This window comes from Klebsiella sp. HN106 (assembly GCF_051209435.1).
Taxonomy (GTDB): Bacteria; Pseudomonadota; Gammaproteobacteria; order Enterobacterales; family Enterobacteriaceae; genus Klebsiella; species Klebsiella oxytoca.
This window is the reverse complement of the sequence record NZ_JBLURD010000004.1, coordinates 250,735-266,676: the sequence shown is the minus strand read 5'-3', so window position 1 is coordinate 266,676 and position 15,942 is coordinate 250,735. Positions and strand designations below refer to the sequence as shown.

17 protein-coding genes are annotated in these 15,942 nt (G+C 55.2%); 5 read left to right on the top strand and 12 right to left on the bottom strand.

Annotated features, from left to right (window positions below):
* Positions 1-20: 20 nt before the first annotated feature.
* The 4 genes from ACSIPU_RS13935 to yfbV all read right to left on the bottom strand — a co-directional run bounded on the left by ACSIPU_RS13935 (position 21) and on the right by yfbV (position 3,638).
* Positions 21-1,853, bottom strand: coding sequence for an SLC13 family permease (locus ACSIPU_RS13935; RefSeq protein ID WP_004104087.1), 1,833 nt, complete (start codon positions 1,851-1,853; stop codon positions 21-23).
* A 76-nt stretch (positions 1,854-1,929) separates the two neighbouring features.
* Positions 1,930-2,589, bottom strand: coding sequence for a sugar phosphatase (locus tag ACSIPU_RS13930; RefSeq protein ID WP_016808374.1), 660 nt, complete (start codon positions 2,587-2,589; stop codon positions 1,930-1,932).
* 11 nt (positions 2,590-2,600) lie between these two features.
* Positions 2,601-3,095 carry a YfbU family protein gene (locus ACSIPU_RS13925; protein WP_004104089.1) on the bottom strand — a complete coding sequence of 165 codons (495 nt, stop codon included), beginning with the start codon at positions 3,093-3,095 and terminating at the stop codon, positions 2,601-2,603.
* A gap of 87 nt (positions 3,096-3,182) precedes the next feature.
* Positions 3,183-3,638 (bottom strand): terminus macrodomain insulation protein YfbV, encoded by a 456-nt coding sequence (gene yfbV, locus ACSIPU_RS13920; RefSeq protein WP_004104090.1) that lies wholly within the window; start codon positions 3,636-3,638, stop codon positions 3,183-3,185.
* 335 nt (positions 3,639-3,973) lie between these two features.
* Here yfbV and ackA point away from each other — a divergent pair, with 335 nt between their 5' ends.
* Positions 3,974-5,176 carry an acetate kinase gene (gene ackA / locus ACSIPU_RS13915; RefSeq protein WP_004104091.1) on the top strand — a complete coding sequence of 401 codons (1,203 nt, stop codon included), beginning with the start codon at positions 3,974-3,976 and terminating at the stop codon, positions 5,174-5,176.
* Positions 5,177-5,376: 200 nt separating this feature from the next.
* Positions 5,377-7,521, top strand: a complete 2,145-nt coding sequence (pta, locus tag ACSIPU_RS13910) for a phosphate acetyltransferase (protein WP_004114247.1) — start codon at positions 5,377-5,379, stop codon at positions 7,519-7,521.
* Positions 7,522-7,568: 47 nt separating this feature from the next.
* Here the strand turns inward: pta and ACSIPU_RS13905 are convergent, their stop codons facing one another.
* From ACSIPU_RS13905 to ACSIPU_RS13885, 5 genes are all read right to left on the bottom strand, one after another.
* Positions 7,569-8,522, bottom strand: a complete 954-nt coding sequence (locus ACSIPU_RS13905; RefSeq protein ID WP_004114249.1) for a transketolase family protein — start codon at positions 8,520-8,522, stop codon at positions 7,569-7,571.
* The gene (locus ACSIPU_RS13900; protein WP_004114251.1) at positions 8,515-9,345 is read right to left on the bottom strand and encodes a transketolase; all 831 of its coding nucleotides are present in this window, start codon (positions 9,343-9,345) and stop codon (positions 8,515-8,517) included. The genes ACSIPU_RS13905 and ACSIPU_RS13900 overlap by 8 nt, the downstream gene beginning before the upstream one ends.
* Positions 9,342-10,733, bottom strand: coding sequence for a PTS ascorbate transporter subunit IIC (locus ACSIPU_RS13895; RefSeq protein WP_004104096.1), 1,392 nt, complete (start codon positions 10,731-10,733; stop codon positions 9,342-9,344). The genes ACSIPU_RS13900 and ACSIPU_RS13895 overlap by 4 nt, the downstream gene beginning before the upstream one ends.
* Positions 10,734-10,753: 20 nt before the next feature.
* The gene (locus ACSIPU_RS13890) at positions 10,754-11,026 is read right to left on the bottom strand and encodes a PTS sugar transporter subunit IIB (protein WP_004104098.1); all 273 of its coding nucleotides are present in this window, start codon (positions 11,024-11,026) and stop codon (positions 10,754-10,756) included.
* 79 nt (positions 11,027-11,105) lie between these two features.
* Positions 11,106-11,549 carry a PTS sugar transporter subunit IIA gene (locus ACSIPU_RS13885; RefSeq protein ID WP_023321372.1) on the bottom strand — a complete coding sequence of 148 codons (444 nt, stop codon included), beginning with the start codon at positions 11,547-11,549 and terminating at the stop codon, positions 11,106-11,108.
* A 236-nt stretch (positions 11,550-11,785) separates the two neighbouring features.
* Between ACSIPU_RS13885 and ACSIPU_RS13880 the strand changes: the two genes are divergently transcribed.
* Positions 11,786-12,805, top strand: coding sequence for a LacI family DNA-binding transcriptional regulator (locus tag ACSIPU_RS13880; protein WP_004104102.1), 1,020 nt, complete (start codon positions 11,786-11,788; stop codon positions 12,803-12,805).
* Between the two features lie 3 nt (positions 12,806-12,808).
* Here ACSIPU_RS13880 and yfcD read toward each other — a convergent pair whose 3' ends face one another.
* Genes yfcD through yfcF form a run of 3 tightly spaced genes read right to left on the bottom strand, consistent with a single transcriptional unit; the run spans position 12,809 to position 14,674 of the window.
* A complete protein-coding gene (gene yfcD / locus ACSIPU_RS13875; protein WP_004104103.1) occupies positions 12,809-13,363 on the bottom strand; it encodes an NUDIX hydrolase YfcD in 555 nt (184 codons plus the stop codon).
* Positions 13,364-13,421: 58 nt separating this feature from the next.
* Complete coding sequence (gene yfcE / locus ACSIPU_RS13870) at positions 13,422-13,973, bottom strand: phosphodiesterase (protein WP_004104104.1); 552 nt, start codon at positions 13,971-13,973, stop codon at positions 13,422-13,424.
* 56 nt (positions 13,974-14,029) lie between these two features.
* Complete coding sequence (yfcF, locus tag ACSIPU_RS13865) at positions 14,030-14,674, bottom strand: glutathione transferase (protein WP_004104105.1); 645 nt, start codon at positions 14,672-14,674, stop codon at positions 14,030-14,032.
* Positions 14,675-14,882: 208 nt separating this feature from the next.
* Here yfcF and yfcG point away from each other — a divergent pair, with 208 nt between their 5' ends.
* Positions 14,883-15,512, top strand: a complete 630-nt coding sequence (gene yfcG / locus ACSIPU_RS13860; RefSeq protein ID WP_004104106.1) for a GSH-dependent disulfide bond oxidoreductase — start codon at positions 14,883-14,885, stop codon at positions 15,510-15,512.
* A 65-nt stretch (positions 15,513-15,577) separates the two neighbouring features.
* A complete protein-coding gene (gene folX / locus ACSIPU_RS13855) occupies positions 15,578-15,940 on the top strand; it encodes a dihydroneopterin triphosphate 2'-epimerase (RefSeq protein WP_004104107.1) in 363 nt (120 codons plus the stop codon).
* The last annotated feature ends 2 nt before the right edge of the window (positions 15,941-15,942 follow it).

Here is a 15,942-nt window from a genome sequence, read left to right as displayed (position 1 = left end):
CGGGAATTTTTACAGCGCTATCAAAACGGGAACAGTACCGGGATTAGCAGTACGCACACCACCATCACCATGATGGTAAACGGTACGCCAATTTTGACGAAATCGCTAAATGAGTACTTACCCGGCCCCAGCACAAGCGTGTTCACCGGTGATGATACCGGCGTCATAAACGCCGCAGAAGCCGCCATAGCCACGACCATCGCAAAGGGATATGGCGATACGCCCATCGACTTCGCCGCAGCCAGCGCAATCGGCGCCATCAGCACCGCGGTAGCGGTATTGGAAATAAACAGGCCGATAGCCGCGCACATCACGAACAGGCAGCCCAGCATCAGATAGGGCCCTTTACTCCCCGCCACGTCCATCAGGCCTTTCACAACCAGATCCACCCCGCCGGTTTTCTGCAGCGCCAGGGCAAAAGGCATCATTCCGACGATCAAAATAATGCTCGGCCAGTGGATGGCTTTATAGGCGCTTTCCGCGTTGATGCAGCGGAATTTACCCATCAGCAGGCAGGCAATGATGGCCGCTATAGGGTTAGGTATTTCGTCAGTCAGCATAAGCGCCACCATCAGCACCAGACAGAAAATGGCGTGCGGCGCCTGGCTGTGCGCCGGCGAGGCGTCATTGACCTCAATGGGCATATTCAGCACCACGAAGTCCCGCCCCCGCTTGGCCAGCAGGGCTATCTGCCGCCAGTTGCCAACCACCAGCATGATATCGCCAAGCTGCAGGGGTTCATCGGTGACCGCGCCGTCAATGGCTTTGCCATCGCGCTTCAGGCCCACGATGTTCAAATCAAAACGGGTACGAAAAGCGATTTCGCGCACCGACTTGCCAATCAGCTCTGAATCCGGGATCAGAGAGACTTCCGCCATCCCTACGTCCAGCGCCTGATCGGAAAAATATTCACCGCGCAGCACCATCGGCTCAAGCATCTGCTCGCCGCAAAACTGGCGTAAATCAACGTCCGAAGCCGACATATCGATCAGCAAAACGTCACGGGCGCGGAATTCTGATACCCCATTAACGTTAACGATAACCCGCCGAAAGCGCCGCCAGCGCTCAACGCCGATAACGTTCGCCCCATAGCGCTCGCGTAGTTTCAGGTCGTCCAGGCGCTGGCCAATCATCGGCGAGCCGGGGCGAATAGCCAGGCGACGCGCCCTGCCGGTCAGATGATAATCTTTGATGAGATCGCGAAAGGTGCTGCGTTTACGCCCATCTCTGACCTGTTCGCTTTCATCTCCCTTAAGCATAAAGCGCATCACCAGCATATAGAAAACGCCCAGAACCAGCACCACCAGGCCTATCGGCGTGACGCTAAAAAAGCTGAATCCTTGCAGCCCTTCGCGTAATAGTTCGCTGTTGACGACCAGGTTGGGCGGCGTGGCGACAAGCGTCATCATCCCGCTGATAAGCCCGGCAAAACTGAGCGGCATCATTAACCGCGAAGGCGAGGTGTTCATGCGCATTGATACGCTGAGCACCACCGGAATAAAAATGGCCACCACGCCCGTCGAGCTCATAAAAGCGCCCAGCCCGGCAACGGTCAGCATCAAAAAAACCAGCATTTTGGTTTCGCTGTTACCGGCAACCTTCACCAGCCAGGAACCCATTTTAGTGGCAACCCCGGTACGCACCAGCCCATCGCCAATAATGAAAAGCGCGGCAATAAGGATAACGTTGGGATCGCTAAAACCGGAGAAGGCCTCGCTGAGCGTCAAGGTATCGCTGAGGACAAACGCGACAATCACCAGCAAAGCGATAGCGTCCATGCGCACTTTTCCGGTGGCAAAGAGCACGACGGCTACGGCAAGAAGAGATAACACCCAAATCAATTCACCGTTCACAACTTATCCTTGTCAGAAGATGGAGTTGGAAGTTTGGCATAAAAAAGCCCCGCCAACGCGGGGCTAAATCATGAGATTAGTTTTTAAGGCTAACATTCACCTTGCCGTCAGGCAGACGCTCAACCTGCAGGCTTTCCAGCGTCGTTAATACTAAATCCGCTTCATCAAGACGCGGTGCATCGGCGGGCACGTTGACCGCGATGGTCCGACAGCCGGCATTCAGGCCGGAAAGCAGACCGGCAGGGGCATCCTCCACGACGGCGCAATCCGCCGGGGCCAGGCCCAACAGTTCGGCCCCCAGCAGATAGGCATCCGGAGCGGGTTTCCCGTGCTTTACGCGCTCGGCAGTGACGAACACCTCAGCTTCAGGCAGACCTGCGGCACGGTGACGAGCGTGGGCCACGGGTATCGAACCCGACGTCACAATCGCCCAGGGGATCCCGGCTTCATCCAGGGTTTTGAGCAACGCAACCGCACCCGGCAGCGCCGTAACGCCATCGGTATCCGTCGCTTCTACCGTTTCCAGCAGGGTGAATTCAGCCTGAATCTCTTCTTCGCTGCGGCCGGGGAGAAAGTGACGCAACGAGGTGATTGCCTGCTTGCCATGAATGAAGTTCAGCACTTCATCATGAGGGATACTGAATCGATCCGCCCATTTGCACCACGAACGCTCCACCACCGGCAACGAATCGACTAATGTCCCGTCAAGATCAAACAGGAAACCTTTACACTGCACGGGAACCTCCATCAGGCGTTGATAATTTGATTAATTTCGTTACTGCTCAGATGATACTGACGCGGGCAGGCGTGCCAGGTGCTCAGCATACGCTGGTATTTTTCCCACATCGGGGTCTGGGAGTTAAAGCCGTGAGTCCCGGCGTCAAAGTGGCTGTAGCGACCCTCAACGTTGACCATAAAGCGAACGTAGCCGAGATAGCGAGCTTCAGTGGCAACGTCAAAACCGAGGAATGTGACCCGACGCTCGTCGATTCCGCTGGCGTCCTTCAGGTTGGTCCAGGAGACATGCAGCGCATGATACATCTCCATGATATCAATGATGGTACGACACGTTTCCTCGGTAAGCTGGCCAAACTCGCGGTCCAGCTCGCGCATCTGCAGCCCGTATCCACGCTCAATGATGGTCTGTAGACGGCGATAGCGTTCGGCGTTGTCCGGGTCGAGCATCGTCATCATCTTGTACTGATTCGACAGAATCAGACGTTGCGCATTGGTCATTTCCATTTTTGACTCCTGTTACACTTTTTACGGCGTGAAAAAAGAAGGCGCATGAATTATGCGCCTTCTTTTATATGCGTTTTCCTGATGCAATTACAAATCATCCAGGAAAGTTTTATCCAGTTGTTTGAAGGCGCGCTTAAGCGTGTCAGCTAAAGCCTGATAATCAGGCTTACCGTCGACCGGCGTTAATGCTTGTCCGGCCTCCTGCAATTTACCGCGCACTTCATAAAACCAGTTTAAAATCGACGGCGGCAGCGGCGTCACCGAGCGCTTGCCCAACCACCATAATCCCTGCATCGGGAGGCTCAGCGCAAACAGCGCGGTAGCCACGGCCGGGCCAAGCTGGCCGCCAAGGGCGATTTGCCAGCACAGCGTGAAAATCGCTACGGGCGGCATGATACGAATCGCATAGCGCGTGGCGCGAATAATACGGTTTTCGATAAACACCGGGGCAAGGCGCTTATCCAGAGGCCAGGTCTTTGCATAATGCTGCCCGTGGCGAAACAAGCCGAAAAAACTTACAGGGCGATTTTCTGGACCAGACATGGCTTACCTCAACTTTACATATAAAACTTAAAAAATTTGTGCAAAACACCAACTGTGTATGACAACGTTCAAAAGATTTTGGCAATGGCGGCCTCAATCAGGTATTCTGTGCGCACCTGAGGGGCGGTTAGACCCTTTTACCAGGTTAGTCAAATTATCGCATATTCTGCCACTGGCTGAAAATTATGCAAAATGACATAAAATCAAATGTACTTCTCCCATCGTGCCGAAAACAGTGCAAGGCATGATGTTAATCATAAATGTCGATGTCATCCTGCGCTACGCTTTGTGACACACTGACGTTTTTTTAGCCACGTATCATAAAAGGTACTTCCATGTCGAGTAAGTTAGTACTGGTTCTGAACTGCGGTAGCTCCTCTCTGAAATTCGCTATCCTTGATGCCGTCAACGGTGACGAATACCTGTCCGGTTTAGCAGAATGTTTCCATCTTCCAGAAGCCCGTATCAAATGGAAAATGGATGGCAGCAAACAAGAAGCCGAGCTAGGCGCTGGCGCTGCTCACAGTGAAGCGCTGAACTTTATCGTTAACACTATTCTGGCACAAAAACCAGAACTGTCTGCTCAGCTGACCGCAATCGGCCATCGTATCGTTCACGGCGGTGAGAAATACACCAGCTCCGTTGTTATCGATGACTCCGTCATTCAGGGCATTAAAGATTCCGCATCTTTCGCTCCGCTGCACAACCCTGCGCACCTGATCGGTATCGCTGAAGCGCTGAAATCCTTCCCGCATCTGAAAGATAAGAACGTTGCCGTGTTCGACACCGCGTTCCACCAGACCATGCCGGAAGAATCTTACCTCTATGCCCTGCCGTACAGCCTGTACAAAGAACACGGCGTACGTCGCTACGGCGCGCACGGTACCAGCCACTTCTATGTGACTCAGGAAGCTGCGAAAGTTCTGAACAAACCGGTTGAAGAGCTGAACATCATCACCTGCCATCTGGGCAACGGTGGTTCCGTTTCCGCTATCCGTAACGGTAAATGCGTTGACACCTCTATGGGTCTGACTCCGCTGGAAGGCCTGGTTATGGGTACGCGTTCTGGCGATATCGACCCGGCAATCATTTTCCATCTGCACGATGCCCTGGGCATGAGCGTAGACGCCATCAACAAAATGCTGACCAAAGAGTCCGGTCTGCTCGGCCTGACCGAAGTGACCAGCGACTGCCGCTATGTTGAAGACAACTACCAGGACAAAGCGGATGCTAAACGCGCTATGGACGTTTACTGCCACCGCCTGGCAAAATATATCGGTTCCTACACCGCGCTGATGGATGGCCGTCTGGACGCGGTTATTTTCACCGGCGGTATCGGTGAGAACGCGGCGATGGTTCGCGAACTGTCTCTGGGCAAACTGGGCGTACTGGGCTTTGAAGTTGATCACGAGCGCAACCTGGCTGCCCGTTTCGGCAAGTCTGGCTTCATCAACAAAGAAGGCACTCGCCCGGCTATCGTCATTCCGACCAACGAAGAGCTGGTCATCGCGCAAGACGCCAACCGTCTGACCGCCTGATTCCACACCGCCAGCCATAACCCTAAATAATTCGAGTTGCAGGAAGGCGGCGACGCAGCGAATCCCCAGGAGCGTATGAGGAGTACGTGACTGGGGTGAGCAAGTAAAGCCAACGCACATGCAACTTGAAGTATGACGGGAAGCTGGTGGTGCAGTTTTGTATCCCGCCCGATACTGGCGGTAACGAAAGAGGATATATCGTGTCCCGTACAATTATGCTGATCCCTACCGGAACCAGCGTAGGCCTGACCAGCGTCAGCCTCGGTGTTGTCCGTGCTATGGAACGTAAAGGCGTGCGCCTGAGCGTCTTTAAACCAATCGCTCAACCGCGCGCCGGTGGCGATGCGCCAGACCAGACGACGACCATCATTCGCGCGAACTCCGACCTTCCGGCCGCAGAACCGTTGAAGATGAGCCACGTTGAGTCGCTGCTCTCCAGCAACCAGAAAGACGTGCTGATGGAAGAGATCATCGCCAACTACCACGCCAACGCTCAGGATGCTGAAGTGGTGCTGGTTGAAGGTCTGGTCCCGACCCGCAAACATCAGTTTGCCCAGTCGCTGAACTACGAAATCGCCAAAACGCTGAACGCTGAAATCGTCTTCGTCATGTCCCAGGGTACCGATACTCCGGAACAGCTGAAAGAACGCGTTGAGCTGACTCGCAGCAGCTTCGGCGGCGCGAAAAACACCAGCATTACCGGCGTAATCGTCAACAAGCTGAATGCGCCAGTTGACGAACAGGGCCGTACTCGCCCTGACCTGTCAGAAATCTTCGACGACTCTTCCAAAGCGAAAGTCGTGAAGATCGATCCGGCTCAGCTGCAGAACGGTAGCCCATTACCGGTTCTGGGCGCGGTGCCGTGGAGCTTCGATCTGATCGCCACCCGCGCGATCGATATGGCGCGTCACCTGAACGCCACCATCATCAACGAAGGCGACATTAATACCCGCCGCGTGAAGTCCGTGACCTTCTGCGCACGCAGCATTCCACACATGCTGGAGCACTTCCGCGCAGGATCGCTGCTGGTCACTTCCGCAGACCGTCCCGACGTTCTGGTCGCCGCCTGCCTGGCCGCGATGAACGGCGTGGAAATCGGCGCCATCCTGCTGACCGGCGGCTACGAAATGGACGAGCGCATCAGCAAGCTGTGCGAACGCGCATTCGCGACCGGCCTGCCGGTATTTATGGTCAACACCAACACCTGGCAGACCTCCCTGAGCCTGCAGAGCTTCAACCTGGAAGTTCCGGTTGACGATCACGAGCGCATCGAGAAAGTTCAGGAATACGTGGCTAACTACATTAACGCTGACTGGATCGAGTCGCTCACCGCGACTTCCGAGCGTAGCCGTCGCCTCTCTCCGCCAGCCTTCCGCTATCAGCTCACCGAGCTGGCGCGTAAAGCAGGCAAGCGCGTTGTTCTGCCGGAAGGTAACGAACCGCGTACCGTTAAAGCCGCCGCTATCTGCGCCGAGCGCGGTATCGCCACCTGCGTCCTGCTGGGCAACCCCGAAGAAATCACCCGCGTTGCCGCGTCTCAGGGCGTAGAGCTGGGCGCCGGGATTGAAATCGTCGATCCGGAAGTGGTTCGCGAAAGCTACGTAGCTCGCCTGGTCGAGCTGCGTAAGAGCAAAGGTATGACCGAAGCGGTTGCTCGCGAGCAGCTGGAAGACAACGTGGTTCTTGGCACCCTGATGCTGGAGCAAGACGAAGTTGACGGTCTGGTCTCCGGCGCGGTTCACACCACCGCCAACACCATCCGTCCGCCACTGCAGCTGATCAAAACGGCCCCTGGTAGCTCTCTGGTCTCCTCCGTATTCTTCATGCTGCTGCCGGAACAGGTTTACGTTTACGGCGACTGCGCGATCAACCCGGATCCGACCGCTGAGCAGCTGGCTGAAATCGCCATTCAGTCTGCTGAATCCGCAATTGCCTTTGGCATCGAGCCGCGCGTGGCAATGCTCTCCTACTCCACCGGCACTTCAGGCGCAGGCAGCGATGTAGAGAAAGTTCGCGAAGCAACTCGTCTGGCGCAGGAAAAACGTCCTGACCTGATGATCGACGGCCCGCTGCAGTATGATGCTGCGGTAATGGCTGACGTTGCGAAATCCAAAGCGCCGAACTCCCCGGTTGCCGGACGCGCTACCGTGTTCATCTTCCCGGATCTGAACACCGGTAACACCACTTACAAAGCCGTACAGCGTTCCGCCGACCTGATCTCCATCGGGCCGATGCTGCAAGGCATGCGTAAGCCGGTGAACGACCTGTCCCGCGGCGCGCTGGTTGACGATATCGTCTATACCATCGCCCTGACCGCTATTCAGTCGTCCCAGCAGCAAGCATAATCTGCCCGCTGCATGAAAAAAGGCGACCGGATGGTCGCCTTTTTTATTTACAGCAGCTCGCGCGCCGCTGAGACAATATCATGCGCCGTCAGGCCATACTCCTTCTGCAAGAACTCCTGCGTTCCCACCTGACCGTAGCGCTCTTTCACTCCTACGCGCCGCATCGGTACCGGACAGGTTTCCACCAGCACCTCCGCCACCGCCGATCCCAGTCCATTGTGAATACTGTGGTTTTCGCAGGTCACGATGCGCCCGGTTTTTTCGGCGTAATTTTTCACCAGCATGCGGTCAATGGGCTTCAGGGTAAACATATCAATCACCGCCGCGCTAACGCCTTCCTGCTCAAGCTGGCGCGCCGCCTCCAGCGCTTCCGCCACCATAATCCCATTGGCAATCAGCGTGATATCTTCACCTTCGCGCAGTACATTCCCTTTACCAATGGTGAACGTTGAACCCGGCGCGTACACGCTCGGCGCCTGTTTGCGAATGGTGCGAACCCAGTAGAAGCCGTCGAGATCGATAAGCTGACGCAGAATCTCATCGAACATCACCGCATCGGTCACTTCCAGCACGACCGAATGCGCCAGGCCGCGCACAATCCCCATATCTTCAAACGACATATGGGTTCCGCCGTTATGGCAGGCGGTCACCCCCGCATCGGAAGCAATCACTTTGACGTTATTCCGCTGATAATCGAGCGACATAAACAGCTGGTCGAAACAGCGGCGGCTGGCAAAAGCGGTAAAGGTGTGCACAAACGGCTTGCGTCCGGTCAACGATAGCCCGGCGGCAGTGCCTATCACGTTGGCTTCCATGATGCCGCAGTTGATGACGTGCTGCGGATGCTCCCGCGCGACGCCGTCCATCGCCATGGAACTCATCAAATCCGCTTCCAGCGCGATAATTGAGCTCTTGTCTGCAATCTGCTCCGCGACGAACCCGGCATAAACCTTACGCATCTCTACGGCATCTTTTTGCCCTGCTGGTGCAAGCTTAATCATGTTCGGCCTCCAGTTGGCGAATCGCCTCGTTTAGCGTCTCTTTCATTTCGCCCGTCAGGCGCAAATGGTGGTTGTTGCTGAGATTTTCGAGATACGGCACGCCCTGGCCTTTCACGCTATCGAGAATGACTACCCGCGGTCGCGCATCGACGGGCGGAACGGGCTGTACCGCAGCCAGCAGTCCGGGAACGTCATCGCCTTTAACGGTCACGACATCAAAACCAAAGGCGCGGAATTTATCTTCCAGATTAAAAGCGCGAATGATCTCATCCAGCCTGCCGTCAAGCTGTAGCTTGTTCCAGTCAACAAACACGGTCAGGTTATTCAGGCGATGATGGGCGATAAACTGGAATGCTTCCCAACACTGGCCTTCATTCAGTTCCCCGTCGCCAACGATACAGAACACACGATTCGTCCGTCCCGCCAGCTTATGCGACAGCGCCATCCCGCCAGCGATGGAAATCCCCTGCCCCAGCGACCCCGTTGTGGCGTCTACGCCGCGCGTTTTTAGCCGATCCGGATGGCTTGGCAGCCGCGTACCGTTCTGGTTCAGCGTGCTTAGTTCCTCCATCGGGAAATATCCCTTTATCGCCAGCGTACTGTACAGCGCCGGGCCGGCATGGCCTTTCGATAACACAAAGTAGTCGCGCTCGGGCCAGTCCGGATCGGCGGGATCAATTTTCATCACCGCGCCGTACAGTACCGCCAGCGTTTCCACGACCGACATACTGCCGCCGTAGTGGCCGAAACCGAGATCCGTCAGCGATTTAAGGGTTGCGACGCGAATGTCTCGCGCCAGTTTAGTCACTTCTTGCACATTCATGATTTCGCTCCGCTGTTCTCCTGCGCGCCGCGGCCCACAGATTTCTTTTTCGCAAAAACGTTGTACGCCACCAGCAGTACGAACAACGCCACAACCAGGCCAGTTATCGCAAACGGCGACAGATAGCGGGCCAGATTACCCAGCACGATGCCGACGACGCCGAAATCAGCATCCGAGAAAGTGGTATTGGCAAAACCAATCGCCCCCAGTACAGGCAGGAGCAGCACCGGCAGGAAGGTGATCAGCAGACCGTTGGCAAACGCGCCGATCATTGCCCCGCGCCGCCCGCCGGTCGCGTTGCCAAACACGCCAGCGGTCGCGCCGGTAAAGAAATGCGGCACCACGCCGGGCAGAATCAACACCCACTTAAATTGCCCGCAGAGGAACAGCCCGACCAGCCCGCCGAGGAAGCTAAACAGGAAGCCAATCAGTACCGCATTGGGCGCATAGGGATAAACAACCGGACAGTCCAGCGCCGGACGGGCATTCGGCACCAGCTTTTCCGAAAACCCGGTAAAAGCCGGTACGATTTCCGCCAGAATCAGGCGTACCCCTTGCAGGATGATGAACACCCCGGCAGCGAAGGTGATCGCCATAATGATGGCGTAGACCAGGTAGTTCTGGCCGCCGCTGAAGGTGCTTTCAACGTATTCACGCCCTGCGCTCACCGCCATAATCAGATAGATGATCATCATGGTCAGCGAAATAGAGATGGAGCTGTCGCGCAGGAAGCTCAGGTTTTTCGGCAGGTTCATCTCTTCTGTTGAACGCGAGCCTTTACCGCAAACGCTACCGATCCACCCCGACAGTACGTAGCCCAGAGTGCCGAAGTGGCCGAAAGCAATGTCATCGGTTCCGGTAATACGCTTCATATAGCGCTGGGCCAACGCCGGGAAGAATGCCATGACCAGACCAAGGATCAGCGAACCGGTAAATACCAGCCCGACCCCCTCAAAACCCGCCACGGTGAGAATCACGCCAATCATGCAGGCCATATAGAAGGTGTGGTGCCCGGTGAGAAAAATGTACTTCAGGCGCGTAAACCGGGCGACCACAATATTTGCCACCATCCCAAACGCCATAATCAGCGCGGTTGAAGCACCATATTTTTCCAGCGCAATAGAAACTATCGCCTCATTATTAGGGATAATTCCCTGAATATTAAATGCGTGTTCAAACATCCCCCCCAATGGATTCAGCGAGCCGACTAATACCGTCGCGCCACCGCCGAGAACGATAAAGCCCAGAATAGTTTTAATTGTTCCCTTCACAACGTCGGAGAAAGATTTTTTTTGCGCCACCAGACCAATTAACGCAATTAAACCGACCAGTACTGAAGGGACTTTAAGAATATCAACAACAAAATTCAGCGTTTCAAGGATAAACATATCCACCTCGCTATAAATAGTTATTGTCTGGCGAACCACGCGCGCAGCTGCGCTTCGAGTTCATTAATATCGATGATGTTAGTAATCACCACCAGCTGGCTTTCCGGTACGCTGGCGCTGGCAGCAATATCTTTCGCCATCACAAACAGATCCGCCGCGCCAGGAGTTGCCGACGACAGATCGGAGTGCTCTACCTCGGCCTCGATTTCGAGCTTTTTAAGCACTTTTTTAATATTCATTTCAACCATAAAACTGCTGCCCAGGCCAGAACCGCAAATTGCCATAATTTTCATTGTTATCACCTTTTTTGGGTAGAGTAGGTCCGCATCACGCAGGCGCGTAATGTCCGATAAGTCGGATGTTTAAATTAACTCAGAAGCGTGCGATGATTTTTTTAATCTCCTCAAGGCCGGTTGCCTGATGTAATTGATGCATATCTTCATCGCTGGAAAATAATTCCGCCAGAGCCGCGATCATTTCGAGATGGCTATGTTTATCCGGTGCCGCAAGCATAATGATAATATCAACCGGGTCGAACTCCTCTGAGCCAAACGATACGCCCTGTTCCAGTTTCAACAGCGATAGTCCTAAGCCCTTTGCCCCCTCCTCTGGCCGCGCATGCGGCATCGCCAGTCCCGGCGCCAGCACGTAATACGGCCCCAGCCTACGATGCTGCTCCACGATCGCCTTCACGTAAGCAGGTTCGATAACGCCGGCCTCGAGCAGCGGCCGGGCGCAGATATCCAGCGCCTGGGGCCAGCTGTCTACATTCTGCCGCAGCGCAATGGTGGCATCAGAGAGCCATGTGTTGAGCATTTTATCCCCCGTCTTTTAGCAAAAGATGGGCAAACTTTATGCAAGCAGGGAAGAGTTATCTGCGAGAACGATCACAAAGATAGCGCTACCAAAAAGGAACATTCAGATTTGTGATAGCGCTATCAATTCACAATCATCCTGTGAAAACGCAGCAAAAAGCCCCGGTTAAGGCGTATACTCCCTGACACGTGAAGTAATGGATGAAAATAAAAAACGTCTGTTTAGCAGGAATATGTATGTCTCTAACCCGAAAACGGCGTAGTACCGGTAAAGTGACGATCGCCGATGTTGCTCAGCTGGCAGGTGTGGGAACCATGACCGTATCCCGCGCGCTTCGCACGCCGGAACAAGTTTCCGATAAACTCCGTGAAAAAATCGAAGCGGCGGTGCAAGAACTCGGGTATATGCCTAACCTCGCCGCCAGCGCCCTGGCATCAGCCTCTTCAAGAACTATCGCGATGGTGGTCCCCAATCTGGCGGAGGCGGGCTGCTCAGCGATGTTTGCCGGGCTTCAGCAGGTACTACAGCCGGCGGGTTATCAAATCATGCTCGCGGAATCGCAGCACCGTCTTGAGCAGGAAGAAAAGTTGCTGGAAACGCTGCTGGCTTCGAATATCGCCGCCGCCATTCTGCTTAGCGTTGAACATAGCGATACCGTACGCCACTGGCTGCAAAACGCCTCGATTCCGGTGGTGGAAATGGGAGCGATGCGCGCCGATCCTATCGACATGAATATCGGCATTGATAACGTAGCGGCGATGTTCGAGCTGACGGAGATGCTCATTCACCGCGGCTATCAGAATATCGGTCTACTGTGCGCCAATCAGGAACAGTGGATTTTTCAGCAGCATTTGCAGGGGTGGTACAAGGCCATGCTGCGCCATCATATGTCGCCTAACCGGGTGATTAACGCTGCGCTACCGGCCAACTTTTCCACCGGCGCTTCGCAGCTGCCGGAGTTTTTGCTGGCATGGCCAGAACTCGATGCGCTGGTCTGCGTTTCCGATGAGCTGGCATGCGGGGCGCTGTATGAGTGCCAGCGTCGGCGTATCAAGGTGCCTGATGATTTAGCCGTCGTCGGCTTTGGCGACAGTGACGTGAGTCGGGTGTGCCAGCCACCGTTAACGACCATGGCTGTGCCGCACCACAAGATTGGTATAGAAGCCGGGCGAGCCCTTCTGGAGCGTTTTAATGAGGGAAACTGGAGCGACAGGAAACCCATCGCGTCCAGTTTATGCATGCGGGATAGCTGCTAAAGGCTATTCCGCCTCTTCCTGTTTTTCGGCTTTTGTTGGCTCATTGTTGGCATTGCGGGTCATCCACAGCGCCAGCGCTTTTAATGAATCCGGAGTGAATTCATCGCAGCGGGCGGTGATCTCTTCCGGCGTCAGCCAGCACACTTCGCTCACTTCTTCTTCTTGCAGCGCGAACGGTCCGTGCGATACGCAGCTAAACAGACCGCCCCAGACGCGGCAGTGCTTATCTTCGTAGTAGAACTGCCCGTGGTCAGCGAAGGGCACGCCGGCAATGCCGAGCTCTTCTTCCGCCTCGCGGCGCGCGGACTCCAGCATTTGCTCATCAGCCTGCACCACGCCACCGGCGGTGGCGTCCAGCATGCCCGGCTGGAAATCTTTCGTTTCGGTACGACGCTGCACCAGGATTTTGCCCATCCCATCATGAACAACAATGTAGGTCGCGCGATGACGCAGACACTCCGCGCGCATTTGTTCGCGGCTGGATTGTGCTATCACCTCGTTGTTTTCATTAACAATATCGACCCATTCTGTGCTTGCCAAATGATTCTGTTCCGCCATCAGGAAACCTTACTTTTTAAAGCGCTCTCGCGGCGCGTCTATACGATTGAGGGGTAAATTACGGGTAAATTGCGACCTCTGCAATAACCTGATGATCATCGAGTGCTAAAACCTGCAATCGCCCCTCGTTCAGAAGACCGTAGCTGGCGGTAAATCCCCCTTTAGGGATGCTGACCGAGCCGGGATTGAAGAGAAAAATCTCGCCGCGTTTCTCGGCTACCGGAATATGAGTATGGCCGTAAGCCAGCACATCGCCAGCGGCGAGTGGAGGCAAATTATCGGGGCTGTACAGATGTCCGTGAGTGAGAAACAGGCGGGTTCGCTCGCTCAAAACCTGCTGCCAGGGGGCGGTTATGGGGAAATGGAGCAGCATCTGATCGACTTCGCTGTCGCAGTTGCCGCGAACGGCAATCACCCGCTCCGCTACGCGGTTTAACGCCTCTGCGACCTGGGCCGGGGCATAACCTTCAGGAAGCGCGTTACGCGGTCCGTGATTCAGCACATCACCGAGAATAACCAGCCACTGCGCCCCGCTTCGCGCGAACAGCTCAAGCACGCGTTCGGCTGCAGGTAGAGAGCCATGGATATCCGAGGCAAACATCAGCTTCATACAATTCATCTCCACGCATTACGATGCCGCTATGATAACGGAACCGCTGACGCTTATCAGCCCGCTCGTTTGGCTGAGAGTGCGACGTAGCGCTGGACTGACGCTCGCTGCCACTGGAAGGTGGCATAATCAGCCAGCGCGGTCGGAACCTCATCGCCGTTCAGAACCAGACGATTGAGCATCAGCGCAAGATCGGTATCGGCTATAGACCATTCGCCAAATAAATTCTGCCCGCCATGGGATAGCAGAACGCCAGCCGTTTCAAACAGCTTGCCGGCGCTTTTTTTCCCGGCTTCGCTGAGCGGAGGTTTCTTTTCTCCGGCAAAAACCACGGCCGTCGAGCGTTCTTCACGAATCGGCATTAAATCGCTACGCAGCCAGGCCTGCACCTGACGCGCCCGCGCGCGCTTTTGCAGGTCATGCGGATACAGCCTCTCCCACTCCGGAGGCGCGAAGCGTTCATCGAGATATTCGGTAATCGCGGAGGATTCGCTCAGGAAGAACTCACCGACCTCCAGCAGCGGTACGCGCCGCGTCACGCTGTAGCCTTTCCAGCCGCTTTGCAGATGCTCGCCGCTGTCGAGATCGACGGTTTTTAGAGTAAAAGGCAGGCTCTTTTCCTGCAGGGCAACGTACACGGACATCACATAGGGCGAGAAAAAATCGGCGTCGGACCACAGGGTAATCGCGGACTGGCTCATAGCATCCTCAATGGCTAATGTAATGGGGCGATAAGCCAACATAGCCTGTCTTTCAGAAGATGTCACTGACCGTCGCCTTGAGGATCTTACATACTTAATTGCGGTGAACTTGCCTGGCAAAAATCATCCCGGATTCGGTTAGCCTGCCGGATAACGTCAGTTCACCTATACTCGAAAAGTTTGCGACCCGTAACGGCGAGGGATTTTCATGATCGATCTTTACTACGCACCCACTCCCAATGGCCACAAAATCACGCTCTTCCTCGAAGAAGCTCAGTTGGCCTATCGTCTCATCCGGGTGGATATCGGCAAAGGGGAGCAGTTCCAACCCTCCTACCTTGCGATTTCGCCAAATAACAAGATCCCGGCGATCGTTGACCATGAACCCGCCGACGGCGGTGGCCCGTTAAACCTGTTTGAGTCCGGAGCAATCCTGCTCTACCTTGCAGAAAAAAGCGGCAAGTTACTGAGCGGTGAGCTCCGCGAGCGCCACGCTACGCTCCAGTGGTTATTCTGGCAGGTCGGCGGTTTAGGGCCGATGCTCGGGCAAAACCACCACTTTAACCACTGCGCCCCGCAGGCGGTACCCTATGCCATCGAGCGCTATCAGGTAGAAACTCAGCGGCTGTACGGCGTGCTCAACCGGCGCCTTGGCGAGAGCCCCTGGCTGGGCGGCAACCACTACAGTATCGCCGATATCGCCTGCTGGCCGTGGGTGAATGCCCATCAGCGCCAGCGCATCGACCTCGCCAGTTTTCCGGCGGTTCACAACTGGTTTGAACGCATTCGTCATCGCCCGGCGACCGTTGAGGCGCTTCTGAAAACAGAAGCCTGGTAACCCCCTGCTCGGCCGGGAAGCTTTGATGTATGATGGCGGAAATTACTACCCGGAGGAAGCCTGCAATGTCTCAACCAGACGCCATTATTCGAATTAAGAACCTGCGCCTGCGTACTTTTATCGGAATTAAAGAGGAAGAGATCGCCAACCGCCAGGATGTGGTGGTCAACGTCGCTATCCACTATCCGGCGGAGAAATCACGCAACAGCGAAGATATTAACGATGCGCTGAACTACCGCACCATTACTAAGCGCATTATTAGTCATATCGAAAATAACCGCTTTTCTCTACTGGAAAAATTAACTCAGGATGTGCTCGACATCGCACGCGAACATCACTGGGTCACATATGCTGAAGTAGAGATCGACAAACTGCATGCACTGCGCTACGCCGATTCCGTCTCCATGACGATGAGCTGGCGGCGCTAGAT

Excerpts from the sequence above, each read along its gene's own strand:
- ACSIPU_RS13900 (WP_004114251.1), bottom strand. The coding sequence starts at position 9,345 with ATGAATGTGCAAGAAGTGACTAAACTGGCGCGAGACATTCGCGTCGCA.
- ACSIPU_RS13880 (WP_004104102.1), top strand. The coding sequence starts at position 11,786 with ATGTCTCTAACCCGAAAACGGCGTAGTACCGGTAAAGTGACGATCGCC.
- ACSIPU_RS13905 (WP_004114249.1), bottom strand. The coding sequence starts at position 8,522 with ATGATTAAGCTTGCACCAGCAGGGCAAAAAGATGCCGTAGAGATGCGT.
- yfcD (WP_004104103.1), bottom strand. The coding sequence starts at position 13,363 with ATGGCGGAACAGAATCATTTGGCAAGCACAGAATGGGTCGATATTGTT.
- ACSIPU_RS13895 (WP_004104096.1), bottom strand. The coding sequence starts at position 10,733 with ATGTTTATCCTTGAAACGCTGAATTTTGTTGTTGATATTCTTAAAGTC.
- ACSIPU_RS13885 (WP_023321372.1), bottom strand. The coding sequence starts at position 11,549 with ATGCTCAACACATGGCTCTCTGATGCCACCATTGCGCTGCGGCAGAAT.
- yfbV (WP_004104090.1), bottom strand. The coding sequence starts at position 3,638 with ATGTCTGGTCCAGAAAATCGCCCTGTAAGTTTTTTCGGCTTGTTTCGC.
- ACSIPU_RS13925 (WP_004104089.1), bottom strand. The coding sequence starts at position 3,095 with ATGGAAATGACCAATGCGCAACGTCTGATTCTGTCGAATCAGTACAAG.
- yfcE (WP_004104104.1), bottom strand. The coding sequence starts at position 13,973 with ATGAAGCTGATGTTTGCCTCGGATATCCATGGCTCTCTACCTGCAGCC.
- ACSIPU_RS13890 (WP_004104098.1), bottom strand. The coding sequence starts at position 11,026 with ATGAAAATTATGGCAATTTGCGGTTCTGGCCTGGGCAGCAGTTTTATG.
- yfcF (WP_004104105.1), bottom strand. The coding sequence starts at position 14,674 with ATGAGCCAGTCCGCGATTACCCTGTGGTCCGACGCCGATTTTTTCTCG.
- ackA (WP_004104091.1), top strand. The coding sequence starts at position 3,974 with ATGTCGAGTAAGTTAGTACTGGTTCTGAACTGCGGTAGCTCCTCTCTG.
- folX (WP_004104107.1), top strand. The coding sequence starts at position 15,578 with ATGTCTCAACCAGACGCCATTATTCGAATTAAGAACCTGCGCCTGCGT.
- yfcG (WP_004104106.1), top strand. The coding sequence starts at position 14,883 with ATGATCGATCTTTACTACGCACCCACTCCCAATGGCCACAAAATCACG.